Below are 22,512 nucleotides of genomic sequence, written 5' to 3' on the forward strand. Positions count from 1 at the left end.
ATTAGTAATTTTTTTCACTATAACACTTGCGCAAATCTGTTTTTGTGTTATACTGAACATGTAAAGAAATTAAATATAAAACTTTGAAACAACTAACTTAAGGAGGTTCTCATATTATGGGATACTGGGATGGATTTAAAGGTAGTAAATGGCGCACACAAGTGGATGTTAGAGATTTTATTCAAGCAAACTACACAGAGTATAAAGGTGACGACAGTTTCTTAGAGCCAGCTGCTGACAGCACAGAAAAATTATGGACTAAACTACAAGAATTATTTGAAGTTCAACACGAACAAAATGGTGTTTATGACATGGATAACAACATCCCTGCCACAGTAACATCACATGAACCAGGTTACTTAATTAAAGAAGAAGAAAAAATCGTTGGGTTACAAACTGACGTACCATTAAAACAAGCCTTTATGCCATTCGGTGGTATCAACATGGCAAACAATGCCTTAGTATCTAATGGTTATGAAGTTGATGACGAAATGACTAAAATCTTCAGTGACTGGAGAAAAACACATAACCAAGGTGTATTTGATGCTTACACTCCAGAAATGAGAGCCGCTCGTAAAAATAAAATTATTACAGGTCTTCCAGATGCTTATGGTCGTGGACGTATTATCGGTGACTATCGTCGTTTAGCATTATACGGTATTGACTTCTTAATCGCTGAAAAGAAAAAAGACTTATCTAACGTAGGTAACAAAGTGATGACAGATGATGTTATCCGTTTACGTGAAGAAGTATCTGATCAAATCAAAGCATTAGTTGACATTAAAGAAATGGCTACTTACTACGGATTTGATATTTCTAAACCTGCTAAAAACGCTCAAGAAGCAATCCAATGGGTATACTTCGGTTACTTAGCAGCTATTAAATCTCAAAATGGTGCAGCAATGTCAATCGGACGTATTTCAGCATTCTTAGATATCTACATCCAACGTGACTTAGAAAACGGTGTGATTAACGAAGCAGAAGCACAAGAATTAATTGACCACTTAATTATGAAATTACGTATGGTTAAATTTGCTCGTACTCCTGAATACAACCAATTATTCTCTGGATACCCAATTTGGGCAACATTATCAATTGCTGGTATGGGAATTGACGGACGTTCATTAGTAACTAAAAATGATTTCCGTATTTTACATACATTAACAAACATGGGACCATCTCCAGAACCAAACCTAACAGTATTGTATTCTTCTCATTTACCAGAAGGATTCAGAACTTATGCAGCTAAAATTGCGAAAGAAAGTTCTTCAATCCAATTTGAAAATGATGATTTATTACGTGCTAACTGGGGATCAGACGATTGTGCGATTGCTTGTTGTGTGTCTGCAACTGTAATGGGTAAAGACATGCAATTCTTCGGAGCTCGTGCTAACTTAGCAAAAGCGGTATTGTATGCAATCAACGGTGGGGTTGACGAAGTGACGAAAGCACAAGTTGCACCTCGATTCCGTCCAATGACTGGTGATACATTAAACTACGATGAATTCATCACTCGTTACAAAGATATGTTAGATTGGTTAGCAGAATTATATGTAAACACATTAAACGTTATCCATTACATGCATGATAAATATGCTTATGAAGCACCACAATTAGCATTCATGGATACTGACTTAAAACGTACATTCGCAACAGGTATCGCTGGTATCTCACATGCGGCTGATAGTATCATGGCTATCAAACATGGTAACGTACAAGTTATCCGTGACGAAGATGGATTAGCAGTTGACTATGTTCCACAAAATGAGTTCCCAACTTACGGAAATGACAATGAAGAAGCAGATGCAATGGCAAACTGGATCTTAGACTACTTCATGACTCAAATTAAACGTCAACATACTTATAGAAACTCAACACCTACAACATCATTATTAACGATTACTTCTAATGTTGTTTATGGTAAAGCAACTGGTAACACACCAGATGGACGTCGTGCAGGTAAACCATTAGCACCAGGTGCTAACCCAAGTTACCAAGATGGTAAATTCTTAGGTGAGAAAAATGGTCTTTTAGCATCATTAAACTCAACTGCAAGACTTGCTTATACATCAGCTTTAGATGGTATCTCAAATACACAAACTATTAACCCTAATGGTTTAGGTAAAGATGATGATACTCGTATTAACAACTTACGTAACGTAATGGATGGTTACTTCGATAGAGGAGGATATCACTTGAACGTGAACGTCTTTACAACAGATTTATTATTAGACGCTCAAGCTCATCCAGAAAAATATCCAAACTTAACTATCCGTGTATCTGGATATGCTGTTAAATTCCGTGATTTAACACCTGAACAACAAGCAGACGTTATTTCTCGTACTGCTCATGATAGAATGTAATTAAACAATTAGTAAAATAAAAGGATGGCTGTTTTAGCGGTCATCCTTTTTTTAAAGCAAAGTTAGGAAGTGACGATAATGACAGAATCAGTAACAGGTAGAATTCATTCAACAGAAAATTTAGGGACAGTCGATGGTCCTGGCGTTCGTTTTATTGTATTTATGCAAGGGTGTAAAATGCGTTGCCAGTTTTGTCATAATCCTGATACTTGGAAAATTGGTGGAGGACGCGAAGTAACAACTGATGAAATATTAGAAGAAGCATTGCGTTATAAATCATATTGGGGTGAAGATGGTGGAATTACCATTAGTGGTGGTGAGCCATTACTTCAACTTGATTTCATCATTGATTTATTTAAAAAAGCAAAAAAACATGGGATTCATACAACCGTTGATACATGCGGGAAACCATTTACGTTTGACGAACCATTTTTTAGCAAATTTAATGAGATGCTGAAATACACTGATCTGTTTTTATTTGATATTAAACATATCGATCCACAAGGTCATAAAGAACTAACAATGCATACTAATGATAATATTTTAGAAATGGCAAAGTATTTGTCTGATATTGGTCAGCCAGTTTGGATTCGTCATGTGTTGGTTCCTCAAAGAACAGATTATGATGAGTATTTAATTCGATTGGATGATTTTATTAAAGAATTAAAAAATGTCGATAAAGTAGAAGTATTACCATATCATACAATGGGCCTTTTTAAATGGAAAGATTTAGGGATTGATTACCCATTAAAAGGGATTGACCCACCAACTCAAGAAAGAGTGAAAAATGCCCAAGAATTACTTCATACGGCAGACTATAACAAGTATAAAGAAAAACGTGCGGTGAAATAATGGATGGCCTAGAAGGAGTATCTTCTAGGCTTTTTTGTGAGTTTAGGGTTTATAGATATGAGGTCTTATTGAAAATCATTCTTAAGTAGGATATTATTTTCATAAAACATACTTTATAATAAGAACATGTTAAGGAAAACAAAAGGAGAGAATGAAAAATGAAAAAAATAATCTTATTAAGTAGTGTGGTTTTATCATTAGGAGTATTTGCTGGGTGTTCATCACAAAACACTGATTCGGGTAATACAACTAAGTCATCAAGCTCACAAGTTTCAAGTTCAAATAGTGCCACTAATACGTCTAGTAGCTCATCGACTGGTACGTCAACTTCTTCAGAAACAGTTTACAATGTGAGTTTAGCAGACGCGATAGAAACATATAAAGAAACTTATCCAGATACTGATATTACATCAATTAGTTTAGACACTAGTTTAGGCCAATCATTTTACGCGATAGAAGGTGTAGATGATAATAAAGAATATGAAATAAAAGTAAATACTGATACAAAAGATGTAAAAAAAGAACGTGAAGAAAACTTAGATCGAGATGAGAAAGATGGCGTAAAACGAAAAGAAAATAAACTAGACTTAACAAACTTAAAAGATATGAATGAAATTTTTGATGTTGCCTTGAAAGAAGCTGGTTCTGGCAAAATAGATGATTGGGAAATCAAAGAAGATATGGGTGTCACTTATTGGGATATTTCCATTAAAGCTGGTTTGACAAAAGAAATTGAGTATAAGATTAATGCCCAAACTGGAGAAATTATTGAAACAGACGCAGATTAAATAACAAAACAGATAGATTAGCTACACTAGGTTAACCTATCTGTTTTTTCTACATGGTTTTATTTAGTTTGGTGATAAAATAAAAAGTTAAAGCGGTATGAATGAAAAATAAGCCAACTAATGTTGCTGTAATCCAAAGAGCTTGCTGTGTGGCAGATGTAATTAGAGATAAAATGACTACTAAGATAGATAAAATGGAGCCAGATTTAGCTAGTGCCATAGTACGTATTTCAATGTTACGAGGGTCATTTTCTTCTATTTTATATTGTTTGGCATATTGCGGATTGGTAACGAATTTTTTGTATTTTAATAAGTTTGCCATCGCTCCTCCAATAAATCCTGATCCAAGGCCAATTGAAATAGAGGATAGATTTGATTGAACTAATAATCCGATAAGTAGTAAGATCACTCCGATGGTAAATAAGATGACACTTGCGATTTTTTTCTTTTTCATGTGTGTTCTCCTTTTAATCGTCTTCTTCGAGTAAAAAAATGTCTTCAACAGGGATATTAAAAAAATTGCCAATTTTTAGTGCTAAGATAATAGAAGGATTGTATTTTCCTTTTTCAAGTGAAATGATGGTTTGTCTAGAAATATCTAACACACTGGCTAAGTCTTGTTGAGTCATTTTTTTCTCTTTTCTGATGTTAGCTAAATTGTTTTTCATAGCTCCTCCTTTTGTAAAGTGTCCTTTACATTTACAGATTACTAAAGATGATTAAAAATGTCAAGTCAGCTTGACATTCTTAATTTTAAAATTTTCTGCTTATTGATGATAAAAATTGTGATATAATACAAATTGTATGACATTAATTGGAGGGATATATAACTATGACAAAGGTATTAATTTTTGGTCATCAAAATCCGGATACAGATGCAATTGCTTCAGCAATCTCATTTGCTTATCTACAAAATAAACTAGGTGTAGAAGCTGAAGCTGTTGCTTTAGGAACACCAAATGAAGAAACAACGTATGCATTAAACTATTTTAACGTGGATGCACCAAGAGTGATTGAAAGCTGTGCAAATGAAACAACACAAGTGATGTTAGTTGATCACAATGAAGCACAACAAAGTGTGAGTGACATTAAAGAATTAGACGTATTAGCCGTAGTGGATCATCACCGTATTGCAAACTTTGAAACAGCTAATCCATTGTATTATCGTGCTGAGCCAGTCGGTTGTACGAATACTATTATCTTAAAAATCTATAAAGAACATGGCATTGACATTCCAAAAGACATAGCAGGTATGATGCTTTCAGCGATTGTGTCTGATTCATTACTATTTAAATCACCAACCTGTACGGATGAAGATGTAGCGGCAGCGAAAGAATTAGCTGAAATTGCTGGTGTTGATTTAGATGCTTATGGCTTGGATATGTTAAAAGCAGGAACTAATCTTTCAACTAAAACAGCATTAGAATTAATCAATGCGGATGCTAAAACTTTCCCAATGGGCGATAAATCAGTTCGTATTGGTCAAGTTAATACAGTAGATGTGAACGACGTATTAGCTCGTCAAGCAGAATTAGAAGAAGCGATGGCAAAAGAAAACACTGATAACGGGTTTGATTTATTTGTCTTAGTGATTACAAATATTTTAGATAGTAATTCAGTGGCTCTTGTTGTTGGAGAACCAAAAGAAAAAGTGGAAGCAGCTTTTGGTGTGACCTTAGAAAATAATACAGCTGAATTAGCTGGTGTCGTGTCACGTAAAAAACAAGTGGTTCCACCGCTAACAAACGCATTTAATGCATAAAAAACCTAAAAATCTCTGAGGAAACTTGGAGATTTTTTTCAAATGAGGCGTTAATTTAATGTATCAATTTATAACATTACAAACAGAACAGACTTATCGGTCATTAATGCAAGATAAAGCATTTCAACAAGTTGTTAATTTTATGATTGAGCAAGGGGAAAGTGTGACCTTGCGCGATATAAAACGTGCCTTGCCTAATGTGGAAGAGATTGAGGTGATAATCGAAATATGGATATCAGCAGGACTTATCACGCGTCATCATGGACGATATGAGTTAGTTGGAAACGTGATATCCGAAGAAAAACAAGAAGAATTAAAACAGACCTATCAGTCATTTTTTTTACCTTGTGTTGAAAAATTAAAAGCTGAATGCAACCAATTGGCTTTATCGACAAAAGAGCGTGCCTTGTATTTTTTGTATGCTTTGCACCAAAAAATACAAGGTAATATAACTTTGGGACAGTATATGGAAGACACACCAGTATTAGCGGAAATAAAGCAGTTGCCTGTATATTTTCAACAATTAACTGGTAAAAAAACAGAATGGCTATCGTTTGAAAGTCTAACCAATTTAGCTGAATGTGTCAGTTTACCAAGTTTTTTTTATGAAGAAACTTACCGAGAAAACACAAAATCACCACAGTTTTTAGCGTTAGAAAAACAATTGGGTGATGTAAATGAGTCTTATTTTTTAACATATGTTGAACGAAAATTACGTCGGATTGAAAAAGGACGAATCATCTCATCCGACACACCTGATATTTTTCTAGCTTCACTTGTCACGTTGGGGTATTTGACCATAGAGGAACACCATTACAAGTTAAATGTATTAAGTGTTGAGGAACATGTGTTGGAAGTGATTCATCAAGAACTTGATTCAATCATTGAGCGATTTGATGAAACCTTTAATAGATCATGGGAGATAATGGCAATTTATTCTTTTTTAGATGTGATGGATTTAGCAGGTACGTTGGAATATTATCCTACTCTATTTGGGTTTAAACCGCTTTAGGCATAAAAGTTGGATTAACCTTAGTCTCTTTATATAATAAAGAGAGAAATGAGGGGAAACGTTATGTTTGAAAAAGTTTATGACATCAATCAATTAAATGAAAAAGTGTCTCAAGAAGGATTAACGATGGTTTATTTTGGCCAACCGAATTGTAGTGTTTGTCACGGATTGAAACCACAAGTGGAGAAAAAATTAGCTGAATTTAGTGAAGATGTGACATTTTTAGAAGTGAATACGTTTGATATTCCAGAAGTCTCTGGGGAATATCAAGTAATGACAGTACCAGTCATATTATTATTTTTAGATGGTAGAGAATATTTAAGAAAAGCAAGGTTTGTTCCCATTGAAGAATTATATAAAGATGTAAAAAAAATCGTCGATGGTGTCAATAGCATGAGCTAGCCTTTAGAGGAGATAAGACATGAAAGTATTTAAACGAATTTTTTCTATTTTAATTTTAGTCATTATTATTGGTGGGGTAGGTTATTACTTTTACACTGAACAAATAAAAGGTGGCGCACCTGATATTGTGGCAAAAGATACAGGAAGTATTGATTTATCCAAAATAGAGCAAACGGATGATTCGAAAACTGATTCAAAAACAACGGACGAAGGAAAATACACAGAAGAATTTGAGTCCTGGGATGCTCTAGATGATAAAGCTAAAGATGGTATTTATACATTAGATAAATACCCAGATAAAACATTGTATCTGATTTCTGCGACTAAACAAGCCGATGGAAAGATAATGGCAGTGTTTGATGATGAACCAATTAAAGACAAATAATAAAAATGTGGACAGTGTTTGTATTTGAAAAACATTGTCTTTTTTTGTGTTTTTTGATTTTTTTTACCTATACCACTTTTTAGGGTGAATGGATTTTATAACAATTACTGAAAGAAAAAAGTCACTTTTCATTTTAATAAATAAAATAAGCAAGTATTCATCCATGGGTTTAGGGGTGAATACTTGCTTTAATTACTGGATTCGTCCAATGTAATTACTCCTTAACAAGTTGATTTAAGTTATTTTTTGCTTCTTCAATGGTTGCGCCTGTTGCAAAGATTTCATCGTTTGTTGCATCAAATACAATAAAGATGTTTTCATCAGTGTTTAAGGTTACGCGGTATTGAATGGCTTGTTGTGTAAATACCATAACACATTCCTCCTTTTTAAAACTTTCATGGAAGACTCACGTCAACCACATCTTTAATTTAACATATACCAATTATTTAATCAACTAATTTATCGTGAAGTTTATGAATAGAGTGTAAAAATTATGTAAAAAAACGTAATTATCAATAATATGTGTTATATAAATGACGAAGTATAAAAGATGGTTATGTATAGCTATTAGATGACATCAAATGGTAATTCTTAGTAATAAAAGTGTTTACTTTATTAGAAACGTTAATTATACTTTTAATTATATTTTTTATTTTAGGAGGGATTTTATGGAATGGATTAAACTAATCGGCATTTTGATTATTTTAGTCGGATTTATTTTTAAATTTGATACCATCGCAGTAGTTATTGTGGCAGCATTGTCAACAGCGCTTGTATCAGGTATGTCATTATACGAATTTTTTACAATGTTAGGTGAAGCCTTTGTTAATAATCGTTTGGTGACAATATTTCTATTAACATTACCAATGATTGGCTTATCTGAGCGATTTGGATTAAGGCAACAGGCAGTTATTTTAATAAAGAAAATAAAAGGACTCACGCCCGGAAAATTTATCACACTATATACTGCACTACGTGAATTAGCCGGTTTATTTGGGATTCGTTTATCTGGACATCCTCAGTTTGTACGTCCAATCGTCAACCCAATGGCTCAAGCAGCAGCCAAACATACTTATGGGGATATGTCAAAAGAAGACGAAGATAAAATTAAAGCAAGAGCTGCAGCAAACGAAAATTTTGCTAATTTTTTTGCTCAAAATACCTTTATTGCCTCAGCAGGTGTGCTATTAATTTATGGAACGTTAAAAGATTTAGGTTATAAAGTAAGTGATGCAAGCATTGCGCGTATGGCGTTACTTGTGGCAGTGATCGCTTTAATTCTTTCTGCTGCGTCAAATTGGTTATTTGATAAAAAATTAGCAAGAAAATACCAAAAGAATAAAGGAGTTGAAAAATAATGGCGGCATATATTCCAGCAATTTTAGAATTCTTTTATATTTTAATTGGTTTACTATCTATGATGACAGCTGTTCGTTGTTTTAAAGACGAGACCAATAGTGCCCGTATTGGTACTGGGCTTTTTTGGTTAATCCTTGGGGTGATTTTTGCGGCTGGAAAACTAATGCCTTATGTTGTATCAGGTGTGTTATTAGCTATTATTGGTGTTTTAACTTTATTCAAACAAGTAAAAGTTGGTAAATTAGCCGAGATTAGTGAAGAAGAAGGTCAAAAATCAGCCGAAAGAATCGGAAGTTGGATTTTTTTCCCATCTGTTTTATTAGCAATTGTCGCTGTGGTGATTTCGTACACACCACTTGGAGGGCAAGTGGGGATTGGTGTGGCTTCGATTGTCGCGTTACTTGTGGCGATGGTGATTACGAAAGCTCCACCAAAAACAGCATTAGAAGATACTGACCGCATGCTACAATCGGTGGGGACGACAGGTATCTTGCCACAGTTACTAGCAGCGCTTGGTGTGGTATTTAATGCAGCAGGTGTGGGTGATGTGATCTCTCATGCTATTTCAGGTGTTGTTCCCGAAGGAAATCGCTTAGCAGGCGTCATTGCTTATTGTTTAGGTATGATGATTTTCACTATGGTAATGGGAAATGCGTTTGCAGCCTTTACTGTTATTACAGCAGGAATTGGTGTTCCATTTGTGATGATGCAAGGAGGGGACCCTGTTGTTGCTGGGACACTTGCGATGACGGCAGGATTTTGTGGGACACTCTTAACCCCAATGGCCGCTAATTTCAATGCGTTACCTGTGGCTTTACTTGAGATGGATGACACAAATGGTGTGATAAAAGCCCAAGCACCAATGGCTATTGCGATGATTATCATTCATATCATTTTAATGTATGTATTAGCATTTTAAAAAAGAAAGGATAGAGAAAGATGAAACTATTAGTAACAGGTTTTGATCCCTTTGGCGGAGAATCAACTAATCCTGCTCTTGAAGCAGTAAAGCAATTACCAGATGAAATAAATGGGGCAGAAATTATTAAATTAGAAATACCAACTGTTTTCAATAAGTCAAAAGAGGTTGTACAAGAAGCCATGATAAAACATCAACCAGATGTCGTGGTCAATATCGGTCAAGCTGGCGGACGATTTTCTGTGACGCCAGAACGAGTGGCAATCAATGTAGATGACGCGCGTATTCCAGATAATGAAGGCAACCAACCAATTGATGAAGTGATTCAAGAAGATGGTCAAGCCGCTTATTTCACTCAATTACCAGTCAAAGCGATGGTAGCATCAATGAAAGAAGCAGGCTTACCTGGGGCAGTATCAAACACGGCAGGAACATTTGTCTGCAATCATATCATGTATCAAGTTCAATATTTGATTGATAAAGAATTTCCAAATGTAAAAGGTGGGTTTATCCACGTTCCGTTTATCCCATCACAAGTGGTTGATAAACCAAATCAACCAAGCATGAGCTTAAAAGATATTGTACGCTCACTTGAAAAATCACTTGAGGCCATCGTCTTGTTTAACAACAAGGAAGATATTCGAACAATTGGCGGAGAAACACACTAATTTCAAAGGCCAAAAAAATAAGAAGATAACGTGAAGAAAAAAAGCGTTTATCTTCTTTTTTTTATTAAAATAATCATTAAGTTGGAAAAAATTGAAACTAATTAGTGAATAATAGCTCAAAGATTAAATATTTATTTAAAAAAACAGCGCAATCATTGAAATATTTGAAATTGTTTTGTAAAGTTATTTAGGTGCTTATATAACTAATCTGTCCATTTTAGTTCCATGTACGTTCTAAAAAGAGTATACTATTAGAAGAAATGTAAGGTAGGTGTTATTTTGATATTTAGTTTTGTTGGAATGTTGATGACGGTGCTTGGTGTCATCTACTTGATTTTTCCATCGAAAAAGCGAGAAAACAAATACGGGTACCGTACGCAGCGAGCAAGATACACAGATGCCTCATTCAAGTATGCTCAAAAAATAGCGGCTAAAGTATTGCTTTTGATTGGAATCATCACATGGTTAATTGGTTTTCTTATAAAGAGTAGTGGCATGACACAATTCTTTATTTTAGAAATATTTTTGATAGCAATACCTATTATTAGTGTGTTCTATCAAATTGAACGACGTCTTGAGTTGTTCAATGATGAGTTTGACCGCGAGATTGGTAAAAATGAATAGGGGGATATACACATGAAATTATTAATGATTGAAGACAACGAGTCTGTCTCAGAAATGATGAAAATGTTCTTTTTAAATGAAGAATGGGACGTTACTTTTAAGGATGATGGAAAAGAAGGACTAGATGCCTTTTTAGAAGATCCAACATCTTGGGACATGATTACACTAGATTTAAATTTACCAACAATGGATGGTGTGAGTGTTTGTCGTGAAATGAGAAAACATTCATCATCTGTTCCGATTGTCATGTTAACAGCAAGAGATTCTGAAAGTGACCAAGTGATTGGATTAGAAATGGGAGCAGATGACTATGTCACAAAACCATTTAGCCCAATTACATTGATTGCTAGAATTAAAGCTTTACATAGAAGAGCACAAATCAAAGAAGACGGTGACGGAAGCACTGAACACGGTGGAAACGAAGATTTTGATGTGAAAACAGAACACTTTAAAATTAACATTAAAACACGCGAAGCCTACTTTGATGATGAATTGGTGAGTGGTTTAACACCAAAAGAATTTGATTTATTATTAACATTGGCTAGAAAACCAAGACAAGTATTCTCTCGTGAAAAATTATTGGAATTAGTTTGGGATTACCAATATTTTGGAGATGAACGAACAGTTGATGCGCACATCAAAAAATTAAGACAAAAAATCGAAAAAGTTGGTCCACAAGTGATTCAAACAGTTTGGGGCGTTGGGTATAAATTTGACGATTCAGGTATTAAAGAGTAGCGCTTTATGAAATATCTACTCCAACAGATGCTCGCTTTTGTTGTGATTATTTTAACGGTATTAATCATTTTTGGCATTTCGTTTCGCTCGTATACTAGGCGAACAGTGACAGAAACCTCGTATGCTCAGTTAAAGGGATACTCTGATACCGTTATTGAAAATATCAAACAACAAAACTGGACGCTTCAGCAATCACTCGATACGTCTCAATCTGTGTTGAAAAAACAAAAAGTGGCATTTACGATGCTAAATCCTGATTTAACGGTTAGCTATCCAGTAGAATTTGATGGGCAAAGTGGTTCTAGTTATGTAACAAAATCAGAATTGGAATCATTAAAAAATGGAAATACGATTAAGAAGACAGTAAAAGATACACACTTATCAAATACTAGTCAACCAACATCGTTATTTATTCAACCACTCTTTTCGTCGCCTGACTTAAAATTTATTGGACTGTTGTTAGTATCAAGACCAGATAGCAGCATAGATGCTAGTTTAAAATCACTGACCAATGACTTATTTAAAGGATTTTTAATTTCGACCATTATTGCGATTTGGTTAAGTTACTTTTTGGCTAAATTCCAAGTTAAACGAATAGACCGAATGAAACAAGCAACTAATCAATTAGCTAATGGGGATTATGATGTGCAAATAAAGGTAAAAGATAAAGGTGATGAGTTAGATGAACTTGCGTCTGACTTTAATTTACTGGCCGTTGCGCTAAAAGAGTCACAAGAAGAAATCGAACGCCAAGAAGAGCGTCGTCGTAATTTTATGGCAGATGTTGCTCATGAAATGCGAACCCCTTTAACAACCATCAATGGTCTGTTAGAAGGGATTTCGTATGGTGCGATTCCGAAAGATCAAGAAGAAAAATGCATTACGCTTATGCAAAATGAAACCAGACGATTAATTCGTTTAGTCAATGAAAATCTTGATTATGAAAAAATTCGAACCAATCAAATCAAAATGATTATGCAACAATTTAATGCGACTGAAGTGTTAGAGTTGATTATTGAACAGCTAAAAGGTAAAGCGAGTGATAAAAATGATCAACTTATTTTAGAAACATCTGAGCCGATTACAGTATGTGCTGATTACGATCGTTTTGTTCAGGTAGTGGTAAATATTACGACTAATGCGATTCAGTTTACGCAAGACGGTGAGATACGGTTGTCCTTGTCTCGCCTAGAAAATGCGACAGTTGTCTCTATTTCTGATAATGGTATTGGGATGGATAAAGAGCAACAAAAAAATATGTGGGATAGATATTATAAAGCTGATCCATCAAGGAAAAACACAAAATATGGTGAATCAGGGTTAGGTCTATCTATTGTCGATCAGTTAGTGAAACTTCATAAAGGCTCTATCCAAGTCATTAGTGAGTTGGGTGTTGGAACCACCTTTAAAGTGACGTTTCCAGATCATGAGATTAAAAAATAATTATTAGCCAAAAAGGACAGTTTTCTTCGTCTTTTTTGGCTTTTATTTGTTTTTACTATCTCTTTAGTGATTTTTTTGATACACTTTTAACTAGACAATATTATGATAAAGAGAACAGGTGAGCGTGTGAAAGAAAATTTTACGTATCCAATGAATCCAGATTGGACAACGGATGAATTAATAAAAGTGATGGGAATTTGGCAAGCAGTGGAACAAGCATATGAATCTAAAATAGACATCAATGATTTTTTAGAGACCTATAGCGAATTTAAAGAAGTCGTTAAAAGTATTGGTGAAGAACGTCAATTAGGCCGTGAATTTGAAGAAGTCAGTGGTTATTCCTTATATCGTGTGGTTCAATTGGCAAGAAAAAAACAATCAGGTTTGATTAAGAGAAAGGATTTAGTGAATGGATAACAAACAATTAATGCTACAAGTCAAACAGTGGATTGAAGAAGCTGGTCAATACATTAAAGATGAGTTAAAAAAAGTGGTCAAGGTAGAAGAAAAAACGAATCGCAGTGATTTGGTAACGAACGTTGATAAAGGCACAGAAGCCTTTTTAGTAAAAAAAATAAATGAAGCGTATCCCGATGATTTAATCATTGGCGAAGAAGGAACAGGAAGAGATGTTTCTTCAACCAAAGGGCGCATTTGGATTATCGATCCAATTGATGGCACGCTGAATTTTGTCAAACAACAAGAAAATTTCTGTGTGATGGTCGGCATTTTTGAAGACGGAAATCCATTACTAGGTTTTATCTATGATGTGATGAAAAATGAGTTTGTGTACGGTGGTCCATCCACAGGTGTTTACTTAAACGAAACAGTGATAAACGCACCTGAAGACCTTTCTTTAGCAGATGGGTTAATGGGATGCAATGCGAAAATGTATACAGATAATTATGAACACAGTAGAGAAATTGCTTCAGCAGCCATTGGTGTAAGAATGTTAGGATGTGCTGGGTTAGATTTTTTAAATGTCATTCGAGGCAAGCAAAATGGTTACATTTCCAATCTAGCCCCTTGGGATTTTGCAGCAGGAACGGTTTTATCACAAGCGTTAGGATTAGTCTGTCGTCAATTTCCTGATTTAGACTACAATATTTTGGGAGAAAGACAGTATTTTATTGTGGCAACACCACAGACTTTTAGTGATATTCAAAAATTTTTTTAAAAATAAGTGAAAAATGAAAAACTTTCACTTTTTTTCATGGAATTTTTTTGTTATACTGAATAGTCGGTTAATTTAAGCGAGGATTAATCGCTTATGTTTTTAAACAGTAAGGAGAGTATATAATAGTGAAATTAAGAGAAGATATTCGTAATGTGGCAATTATTGCCCACGTTGACCATGGTAAAACAACTTTGGTAGACGAGTTGTTAAAACAATCTAATACATTGGAAGGTCATACACAGTTACAAGAACGTGCGATGGACTCTGGTGATATTGAAAAAGAACGTGGTATTACGATTTTAGCTAAAAATACAGCAATCAACTACGCTGGAAAACACATCAACATCTTGGACACACCAGGACATGCGGACTTTGGTGGAGAAGTTGAACGTATCATGAAAATGGTAGACGGTGTGGTATTAGTTGTTGATGCGTATGAAGGAACAATGCCTCAAACACGTTTTGTGTTGAAAAAAGCCTTAGAACAAAAATTAACACCAATCGTGGTTGTAAATAAAATTGACAAACCAACTGCTCGTCCTGCTGAAGTAGTGGATGAAGTATTAGAATTATTCATCGAGTTAGGTGCAGATGATGACCAATTAGAATTCCCAGTAGTGTATGCTGCGGCTGTAAACGGAACATCAAGTTTATCTGATGATCCAGCAGATCAAGAACACACAATGAATCACGTATTAGACTCAATTATCGAGCACATTCCAGCTCCAGTTGATAATAGTGATGAGCCATTACAATTCCAAGTATCATTACTTGATTACAACGATTACGTTGGACGTATTGGTATTGGTCGTGTATTCCGTGGAACAATCAAAGTTGGGGACCAAGTTGCCTTAATGAAATTAGATGGTTCGGTTAAAAAATTCCGTGTGACTAAATTATTAGGTTTCTTAGGATTAACTCGTGTGGAAATTGATGAAGCCAAAGCTGGTGACTTAATCGCTGTTTCAGGTATGGAAGATATCTTTGTTGGGGAAACTGTTACACCAGTTGACAACCAAGATGCATTACCAATCTTACATATTGATGAGCCAACATTACAAATGACTTTCTTAGTTAACAACTCTCCATTTGCAGGTCGCGAAGGTAAATATGTGACTGCTCGTAAAATTGAAGAACGTCTACAAAACCAATTACAAACAGATGTGTCTCTTAAAGTTGAAGAAACTGAATCACCAGATAAATGGATTGTTTCTGGACGTGGGGAATTGCATTTATCTATCTTAATAGAAAACATGCGTCGTGAAGGATACGAGTTACAAGTATCTCGTCCAAGCGTTATTTATCGTGACGTTGATGGCGTATTATGTGAGCCATTTGAGCGTGTACAAATTGATACTCCAGAAGAATACATGGGTGGCGTTATTGAGTCATTAGGTCAACGTAAAGCAGAAATGCAAGACATGATTAATTCAGGTAACGGTCAAGTCCGCTTAATCTTCTTAGCTCCAGCTCGTGGATTAATTGGTTACTCAACTGAATTTATGTCATTAACTCGTGGATATGGAATTATGAACCACACATTTGACTCATACTTACCAGTAATCTCTGGTTTAGTAAGTGGTCGTCGTAACGGTGCATTAGTCTCTATCGATCAAGGTAAAGCAACAACATACTCTATTATGAGTATTGAAGAACGTGGGACTGTCTTTGTTGAACCAGGTACAGAAGTATACGAAGGAATGATTGTAGGTCAAAACTCTCGTGAAAATGACTTAGGTGTTAACATCACGAAAGCTAAACAAATGACTAACGTGCGTTCTGCAACAAAAGACCAAACATCAGTGATTAAAAAACCAAAAATCTTAACATTAGAAGAATCATTACAATTCTTAAATGATGATGAATACTGTGAAGTAACACCAGAAAGCATTCGTTTAAGAAAACAAATCTTAAACAAAGCTGAACGTGAAAAAGCAGCGAAACGTAAAAAACAAGCAGACAATGCTTAATTAAATTGGAAAGACTGGCAAGTTATCTTGTCGGTCTTTTTTTATAAATAACAGAAATCATACAGTTTATATCATTTAAAAAAATATGATTAGTGTTATAATAAGTTTAATGACTAAAAGTGAGGCGAATATATGGATTATCAACAATTATCAAACCGTTTAGAAGCAGTAGCAAATTTAGTGCCACAGGATAGCTTTTTAGCTGATATCGGCTCTGACCATGCGTATTTGCCTGCTCATTTAATATTAAATAATCAGATTACAGGAGCCATCGCTGGCGAAGTTGTCAAAGGTCCTTATGAATCTGCTCAAAAATTAGTGACTGATTTATTACTAACCGATAAAATCGACGTCAGATTAGGGGATGGATTAGAGGTCATTAAACCATATGATGATGTGAGTGCCATTACGATTTGTGGGATGGGTGGCACACTCATTCGTGATATTTTAGAACGTGGTAAAAACAAGAAATGCCTAACACGTAAAGAATTATTAATCTTACAACCAAACGTTGGCTCTCATGTTTTAAGACGTTGGTTGGTAGAAAATGACTACCTTATTCAAGATGAAAAAATACTACGTGAAAATGATAAGACATATGAAATTATTGTCGCAAAAGAGTCTGACAAAAAGGTGAAACTAACTGAATCAGAAGAGTTATTTGGCCCCATTTTGATGAAAGAATCATCTGATGTGTTTAAAGTAAAATGGCAATTTGAATTAGAACAATACGAACGTGTGATGAATCAGTTGTCTCAATCTAAAACAAGCCAAGATGAAAAAATAGCACAAATCAATCATCAGTGTGATTTAATCAAGGAGGTATTAGCTTGAAAATAACAGGAACAGAGTTTATTAAGCAGTTTGAGTCAATTGTTCCACTAGAACTTGCTGAAGATAATGATCCAGTTGGGTTGCATATTGGCACGCTTAATAAACCGATTAATCGTGTGATGATGACACTAGATGTTAGACCTGATGTGGTGCAAGAAGCGATTGATAAAAAAATAGATTTAATCGTGGCGAAACATCCGCCGATTTTTCGACCAGTGAAGCATTTATTAGTTGATGATTTTCAGACAAAAATGTATGCTGACTTATTGAAACATGACATTGCGGTCTACGCAGCACACACCAATATGGATATCGTCGACAATGGGTTGAATGATTTGTTTTGTGAGATGTTGGGTATTGAAGCGACTGATTATTTACGTCAAACTCACGAATATTTTTATCGTAAGTTAGTGGTTTATGTGCCGACAACCCATGCAGAGTCACTACGAAAAGCGTTTGGTGAGGCAGGTGTTGGTGCCTATCATAACTATGACTACACAAGTTTTTCATCTAGCGGAACAGGTCGTTTCCGTCCGCTTGAAAAGGCTCAACCGGCAATTGGTGAGAATAACGAGCTGACAAGTGTTGAAGAAGAAAAAATTGAATTAATGTTTTTACCACAACAGTATCCAACCGTGTTAGCCATTATTAATGAGTATCATCCATACGAAGAACCTATGTTTGATATTTTTCCATTAGAAAACATATCAAAAACATATGGTATCGGTCGTATCGGCACATTAGAGAACTCTATGAGCTTACTTGATTTTGTTGAAAAAGTGAAGAAGACGTTTGGTTTAAATGCCATTCGTTTAACGACTGACACAAAAGATAAACAAGTAAAAACAGTGGCTATTTGTGGTGGCAGTGGTGAGAAATTTTATAAAGACGCTCTTAAAAGAGGGGCAGATGTGTATATTACCGGAGATGTGTATTATCATACGGCTCATGATATGATGGAGGAAGGGTTATCAGTGATTGACCCAGGACATTATATAGAGTCAGTTTGTAAAAAATACTATGTTGAGTTATTTAATCAATGGAAACAACAAAATGATTGGGATGTCACGTTTATCGAAAGTGATGTGAATACCAATCCATTTGAAATAATATAAGGGAGTGTCAATTATGTATACAAATTTAGTACCAAGATTTATCAAGTATGTTAAGACAGAAACAAGATCGGATGCAACAAGCAAAACAACACCATCTACACCAACTCAAATTGCGTTTGCAAAAGAGTTAAAAAAAGAACTAGAAGATATTGGAATGTCAGATGTATTCCATAACGAAGAAAATGGTTTTGTGATTGCTACATTACCAAGCAATACTGACAAAGATGTGCGTAGCATTGGGTTTATCGCGCATATGGATACAGCTGATTTTAACGCTGTTGGAGTGAATCCTCAATTTGTTGAAAATTATGATGGTCAAAGTGATATTCCTTTAGATAAAGAAGGCAAGTTTAAGTTAACCGTTAAAGATTTCCCTAACTTAGCTAACTATAAAGGTCAAACATTGATTACAACGGATGGTTCAACTCTTTTAGGAGCAGATGATAAATCAGGGATTGCTGAAATTATGACTGCGATGGAATACTTAGTGAATCATCCAGAAATCAAACATGGTAAAATCATGGTAGCATTTGGTCCAGATGAAGAAATCGGTGTTGGAGCAGATAAATTTAACGTCGAAGAATTCCCAGTTGATTTTGCTTACACAATGGATGGTGGACCAGTTGGTGAATTACAATTTGAAACATTTAGTGCAGCACAAGCTGAAATTTCAATCGAAGGTAAAAATGTCCATCCAGGTACAGCAAAAGACACAATGATTAATGCGTTACAAGTTGCCATTGACTTACATAACAAATTACCACAAGATGAAGTACCTGAAAAAACAGATGGTTATGAAGGATTCTTCCATTTATTACAATTAGATGGCGTGCCTGATGAAGCAACCATGACTTATATTATTCGTGACCACAACCGTGAAAAATTTGAAGCACGTAAAGCTTTAATTGAATCAATCGTAAAAGAATTTAACGACGGATTTGGTCAAGAACGTGTGTCATTAAACTTGTTTGACCAATACTACAATATGCGTGAAGTCATCGAAAAAGATATGAGTATTATTGATTTAGTGGATGAAGCCATGCGCAACCTAGATATTGAACCAAACAAAGCACCCGTACGTGGTGGAACAGACGGTTCTAAAATTTCTTACATGGGCTTACCAACACCAAACATTTTCGCTGGTGGAGAAAACATGCATGGACGTTTTGAATATGTGGCAGTTGAAAGCATGGAAAAAGCAACTAGCTTAATTGTCGAAATTGTTAAATTAAATGAAGCAAAAGCCTAAAAATATGAAGACTCGGTGATAATCGAGTCTTTTTTGTGTCTTTTGGTAGATTCTGTCGGTTAAAACCTCAAAAAAATGTCGTTATCCATTAAATGATTGATTACAATAAATTTATAGTCAAACATCGAGTCTTTTTGTTTGACCTATTTTGACCTAAAGTGTAAAATAATAATGTAGTTAAGAACAAGGGGGTATTGATATGAATATAGAAAAAATGACTACGACATTGCAACAAGCTATTGCAGAAGCACAACAAGTTGCAGTCACTCGAAAAAATCAAGAGATTGATATTGTCCACTTATGGAAAATATTCTTACAACCCAATCATTTTGCTAGAAACTTATATGCCGGTATTGGCTTAGATGTGGATGCATTTGAAAGAGAAATTGATAATGAATTAGATAAATTACCAACCGTTAGTGGGAATGTTCAATATGGACAAAATTTAAGTCAAAACTTGTTTCACTTATTGCAAGAAGCTGACAAAATAAGAGAAAGCTTTAACGATGACTACTTATCAACTGAAGTCGTGGTGTTAGCTTTAATGAAATTAAAAAACTTTAGTTTAACTCGTTTTTTAATGGCTCAAAAAGTGACAGAAGCGGAGTTAACTGAACGAATTAAAGATTTGAGAGGAGGAGAACGTGTGACTAGTCAAAATCAAGAAGAACAATATGAAGCACTAGAAAAATACGGAACAAACCTTAATGAAGCAGTAAAATCAGGAAAACAAGACCCAATCATTGGGCGTGACGAAGAAATTCGTGATGTGATTCGTATTTTATCACGTAAAACAAAAAATAATCCAGTATTAATCGGTGAACCTGGTGTTGGTAAAACAGCCATCATCGAAGGATTAGCACAACGTATTGTGAAAAAAGACGTTCCTGAAAACTTAAAAAATAAAACCATTATCTCTTTAGATATGGGCTCATTAATTGCTGGAGCGAAATTCAGAGGGGAATTTGAAGAGCGCCTAAAGGCAGTCTTAAAAGAAGTAAAAAATAGCGATGGCGAGATTATCTTGTTCATCGATGAAATCCATACAATAGTAGGTGCTGGTAAAACAGAAGGAAGCATGGATGCTGGAAACTTACTTAAGCCAATGCTTGCTCGTGGTGAGTTACATTGTATTGGGGCAACTACTCTTGATGAGTACCGTGAATACATGGAAACAGATAAAGCCTTAGAAAGACGTTTCCAAAAAGTATTAGTGAAAGAACCAACTGTTGAAGATACCATTAGTATTTTACGTGGATTGAAAGAACGTTTTGAAATCCATCATGGGGTAAACATTCATGATAATGCATTAGTGGCTGCAAGTACGTTGTCTAATCGCTACATCACTGATCGTTATTTACCAGATAAAGCGATTGACTTAGTCGATGAAGCGTGTGCGACTATTCGTGTTGAGATGAATTCTATGCCAACTGAGTTAGACCAAGTAACTAGACGTTTGATGCAGTTAGAAATCGAAGAAGCGGCTCTTAAAAAAGAAGACGATGACGCAAGTAAAAAACGTTTAGATATTCTTCAAGGTGAATTAGCTGAATTAAGAGAAGAAGCCAATACACTAAAAATGCAATGGGAAACAGAAAAAGAAGAATTAAACAAAGTAAATGAAAAACGTTCTGAGTTAGATCAAGCTAGAACACAACTTGAAAACGCAGAAAGTAACTACGATTTAGAAGAAGCGGCAGTGTTACGTCATGGAACAATTCCAAAACTTGAAAAAGAGTTAAAAGAATTAGAAGAAAAAGAAAAACATGATGGCCGTATGGTACAAGAAGTGGTAACTGACAAAGAAATCGCAGTTGTAGTTGGTCGTTTGACTGGTATTCCGGTGAAACGACTTGAAGAAGGCGAAAGAGAAAAAATCTTACGCTTAAACGAAACACTCCATAAACGTGTGATTGGTCAAGATGAGGCAGTCGATGCCGTGTCTGACGCGGTGATTCGTTCTCGTGCTGGCTTACAAGACCCTAATCGTCCACTTGGCTCATTCCTATTCTTAGGACCTACAGGTGTTGGTAAAACAGAGTTAGCGAAATCATTGGCTGAAAACTTGTTTGATTCTGAAGACCACATGGTGCGTTTGGATATGAGTGAGTACATGGAAAAACATAGCGTGTCTCGTTTAGTTGGAGCTCCTCCTGGCTATGTTGGCTATGAAGAAGGTGGTCAATTAACAGAAGCTGTAAGAAGAAGTCCATACACAATTGTCTTGCTTGATGAAATTGAAAAAGCGCATCCTGATGTGTTTAATATTTTACTTCAAGTATTGGATGATGGTCGTTTGACTGATTCTAAAGGCCGTGTGGTTGACTTTAAAAATACTGTGTTAATCATGACAAGTAATATTGGCTCACAATTATTGCTTGATGGAGTCGATGAAGATGGAAATGTTTCTGAAAGTGCGAAAGAAGGCGTACTTGACATGTTACGTGGCCACTTCAAACCAGAGTTCTTAAACCGTATTGATGATACTATCTTGTTTAGTCCACTTAGTCTAGACAATGTGAAAGATATCATTGTGAAAATGACTGAAAGCTTAACTCGTCGTTTATCACATCAAGATATTCACTTGAATATTTCAGATGATGCGAAAACATGGATTGCTGAACAAGCATACGACCCAATCTACGGAGCTCGTCCAATCAAACGTTTCTTAACAAAAGAAGTGGAAACACCTCTTGCTAAAGAAATTGTGGCTGGAAAAATTGGCCCTAAATCTGACGTGATGATTGAAATTGTAGATGATAAATTATCATTTACTGCATTACAAACTGAAGAGTAGTATAATAAAAAGCAAAGATGCTAAGGTGTCTTTGCTTTTTTTAGTAAGGAGAGGA

Annotated in this window: 23 protein-coding genes; 20 read left to right on the forward strand and 3 right to left on the reverse strand. The window is 35.1% G+C overall.

Going from position 1 to position 22,512, the window contains the following annotated elements; all coding sequences use genetic code 11:
* Positions 1 to 116: 116 nt before the first annotated feature.
* The 3 genes from pflB to CBF36_RS00255 all read left to right on the forward strand — a co-directional run bounded on the left by pflB (position 117) and on the right by CBF36_RS00255 (position 4,003).
* Entirely contained in the window at positions 117 to 2,363 is a 2,247-nt protein-coding gene (pflB, locus tag CBF36_RS00245; RefSeq protein WP_125955568.1) for a formate C-acetyltransferase, read from the forward strand.
* Between the two features lie 78 nt (positions 2,364 to 2,441).
* Entirely contained in the window at positions 2,442 to 3,215 is a 774-nt protein-coding gene (pflA, locus tag CBF36_RS00250; RefSeq protein ID WP_125955570.1) for a pyruvate formate-lyase-activating protein, read from the forward strand.
* Positions 3,216 to 3,373: 158 nt separating this feature from the next.
* On the forward strand, positions 3,374 to 4,003 hold the full coding sequence (locus CBF36_RS00255) for a PepSY domain-containing protein (protein WP_125955572.1): 630 nt from the start codon (positions 3,374 to 3,376) through the stop codon (positions 4,001 to 4,003).
* Between the two features lie 49 nt (positions 4,004 to 4,052).
* On the opposite strand, the gene CBF36_RS00260 is transcribed toward CBF36_RS00255, so the two are convergent.
* Positions 4,053 to 4,457, reverse strand: coding sequence for a hypothetical protein (locus CBF36_RS00260; protein WP_125955574.1), 405 nt, complete (start codon positions 4,455 to 4,457; stop codon positions 4,053 to 4,055).
* A 13-nt stretch (positions 4,458 to 4,470) separates the two neighbouring features.
* On the reverse strand, positions 4,471 to 4,671 hold the full coding sequence (locus CBF36_RS00265; RefSeq protein ID WP_125955576.1) for a helix-turn-helix transcriptional regulator: 201 nt from the start codon (positions 4,669 to 4,671) through the stop codon (positions 4,471 to 4,473).
* A gap of 164 nt (positions 4,672 to 4,835) precedes the next feature.
* Here CBF36_RS00265 and CBF36_RS00270 point away from each other — a divergent pair, with 164 nt between their 5' ends.
* The 4 genes from CBF36_RS00270 (at position 4,836) to CBF36_RS00285 (ending at position 7,564) form a co-directional block, all read left to right on the forward strand.
* Entirely contained in the window at positions 4,836 to 5,765 is a 930-nt protein-coding gene (locus tag CBF36_RS00270) for a manganese-dependent inorganic pyrophosphatase (RefSeq protein WP_125955577.1), read from the forward strand.
* A 58-nt stretch (positions 5,766 to 5,823) separates the two neighbouring features.
* On the forward strand, positions 5,824 to 6,777 hold the full coding sequence (locus CBF36_RS00275) for a DUF1803 domain-containing protein (protein ID WP_125955579.1): 954 nt from the start codon (positions 5,824 to 5,826) through the stop codon (positions 6,775 to 6,777).
* A gap of 63 nt (positions 6,778 to 6,840) precedes the next feature.
* Positions 6,841 to 7,179, forward strand: coding sequence for a thioredoxin family protein (locus CBF36_RS00280; RefSeq protein ID WP_165865340.1), 339 nt, complete (start codon positions 6,841 to 6,843; stop codon positions 7,177 to 7,179).
* Positions 7,180 to 7,198: 19 nt separating this feature from the next.
* Complete coding sequence (locus CBF36_RS00285; RefSeq protein ID WP_125955583.1) at positions 7,199 to 7,564, forward strand: hypothetical protein; 366 nt, start codon at positions 7,199 to 7,201, stop codon at positions 7,562 to 7,564.
* A 214-nt stretch (positions 7,565 to 7,778) separates the two neighbouring features.
* On the opposite strand, the gene CBF36_RS12215 is transcribed toward CBF36_RS00285, so the two are convergent.
* Entirely contained in the window at positions 7,779 to 7,934 is a 156-nt protein-coding gene (locus CBF36_RS12215; protein WP_165865341.1) for a hypothetical protein, read from the reverse strand.
* Between the two features lie 298 nt (positions 7,935 to 8,232).
* Between CBF36_RS12215 and CBF36_RS00290 the strand changes: the two genes are divergently transcribed.
* The 13 genes from CBF36_RS00290 (at position 8,233) to clpB (ending at position 22,457) form a co-directional block, all read left to right on the forward strand.
* Complete coding sequence (locus CBF36_RS00290) at positions 8,233 to 8,922, forward strand: DUF969 domain-containing protein (RefSeq protein WP_125955585.1); 690 nt, start codon at positions 8,233 to 8,235, stop codon at positions 8,920 to 8,922.
* On the forward strand, positions 8,922 to 9,842 hold the full coding sequence (locus CBF36_RS00295; protein ID WP_125955587.1) for a DUF979 domain-containing protein: 921 nt from the start codon (positions 8,922 to 8,924) through the stop codon (positions 9,840 to 9,842). Before CBF36_RS00290 ends, CBF36_RS00295 begins: the two co-directional genes overlap by 1 nt.
* Positions 9,843 to 9,862: 20 nt before the next feature.
* On the forward strand, positions 9,863 to 10,510 hold the full coding sequence (gene pcp, locus CBF36_RS00300) for a pyroglutamyl-peptidase I (RefSeq protein ID WP_125955589.1): 648 nt from the start codon (positions 9,863 to 9,865) through the stop codon (positions 10,508 to 10,510).
* Positions 10,511 to 10,789: 279 nt separating this feature from the next.
* Positions 10,790 to 11,134, forward strand: a complete 345-nt coding sequence (locus CBF36_RS00305; RefSeq protein WP_125955591.1) for an SdpI family protein — start codon at positions 10,790 to 10,792, stop codon at positions 11,132 to 11,134.
* Between the two features lie 12 nt (positions 11,135 to 11,146).
* Positions 11,147 to 11,872 (forward strand): response regulator transcription factor, encoded by a 726-nt coding sequence (locus tag CBF36_RS00310; RefSeq protein ID WP_125955593.1) that lies wholly within the window; start codon positions 11,147 to 11,149, stop codon positions 11,870 to 11,872.
* A gap of 6 nt (positions 11,873 to 11,878) precedes the next feature.
* A complete protein-coding gene (locus tag CBF36_RS00315) occupies positions 11,879 to 13,315 on the forward strand; it encodes a sensor histidine kinase (protein ID WP_125955595.1) in 1,437 nt (478 codons plus the stop codon).
* Positions 13,316 to 13,417: 102 nt separating this feature from the next.
* Positions 13,418 to 13,732 (forward strand): UPF0223 family protein, encoded by a 315-nt coding sequence (locus tag CBF36_RS00320; RefSeq protein WP_165865342.1) that lies wholly within the window; start codon positions 13,418 to 13,420, stop codon positions 13,730 to 13,732.
* Positions 13,725 to 14,492, forward strand: a complete 768-nt coding sequence (locus CBF36_RS00325; RefSeq protein ID WP_125955597.1) for an inositol monophosphatase family protein — start codon at positions 13,725 to 13,727, stop codon at positions 14,490 to 14,492. The genes CBF36_RS00320 and CBF36_RS00325 overlap by 8 nt, the downstream gene beginning before the upstream one ends.
* A gap of 125 nt (positions 14,493 to 14,617) precedes the next feature.
* Entirely contained in the window at positions 14,618 to 16,462 is a 1,845-nt protein-coding gene (gene typA, locus CBF36_RS00330; protein WP_125955599.1) for a translational GTPase TypA, read from the forward strand.
* A gap of 132 nt (positions 16,463 to 16,594) precedes the next feature.
* A complete protein-coding gene (locus tag CBF36_RS00335) occupies positions 16,595 to 17,296 on the forward strand; it encodes a tRNA (adenine(22)-N(1))-methyltransferase (protein ID WP_125955601.1) in 702 nt (233 codons plus the stop codon).
* Complete coding sequence (locus CBF36_RS00340; RefSeq protein WP_125955603.1) at positions 17,293 to 18,411, forward strand: Nif3-like dinuclear metal center hexameric protein; 1,119 nt, start codon at positions 17,293 to 17,295, stop codon at positions 18,409 to 18,411. Before CBF36_RS00335 ends, CBF36_RS00340 begins: the two co-directional genes overlap by 4 nt.
* Before the next feature lie 13 nt (positions 18,412 to 18,424).
* Positions 18,425 to 19,660 (forward strand): peptidase T, encoded by a 1,236-nt coding sequence (gene pepT / locus CBF36_RS00345; RefSeq protein WP_125955605.1) that lies wholly within the window; start codon positions 18,425 to 18,427, stop codon positions 19,658 to 19,660.
* A gap of 199 nt (positions 19,661 to 19,859) precedes the next feature.
* The gene (gene clpB, locus CBF36_RS00350) at positions 19,860 to 22,457 is read left to right on the forward strand and encodes an ATP-dependent chaperone ClpB (RefSeq protein WP_125955607.1); all 2,598 of its coding nucleotides are present in this window, start codon (positions 19,860 to 19,862) and stop codon (positions 22,455 to 22,457) included.
* Positions 22,458 to 22,512: the final 55 nt, after the last annotated feature.

Source organism: Vagococcus bubulae (genome assembly GCF_003950315.1).
GTDB classification, from domain to species: domain Bacteria; phylum Bacillota; class Bacilli; order Lactobacillales; family Vagococcaceae; genus Vagococcus; species Vagococcus bubulae.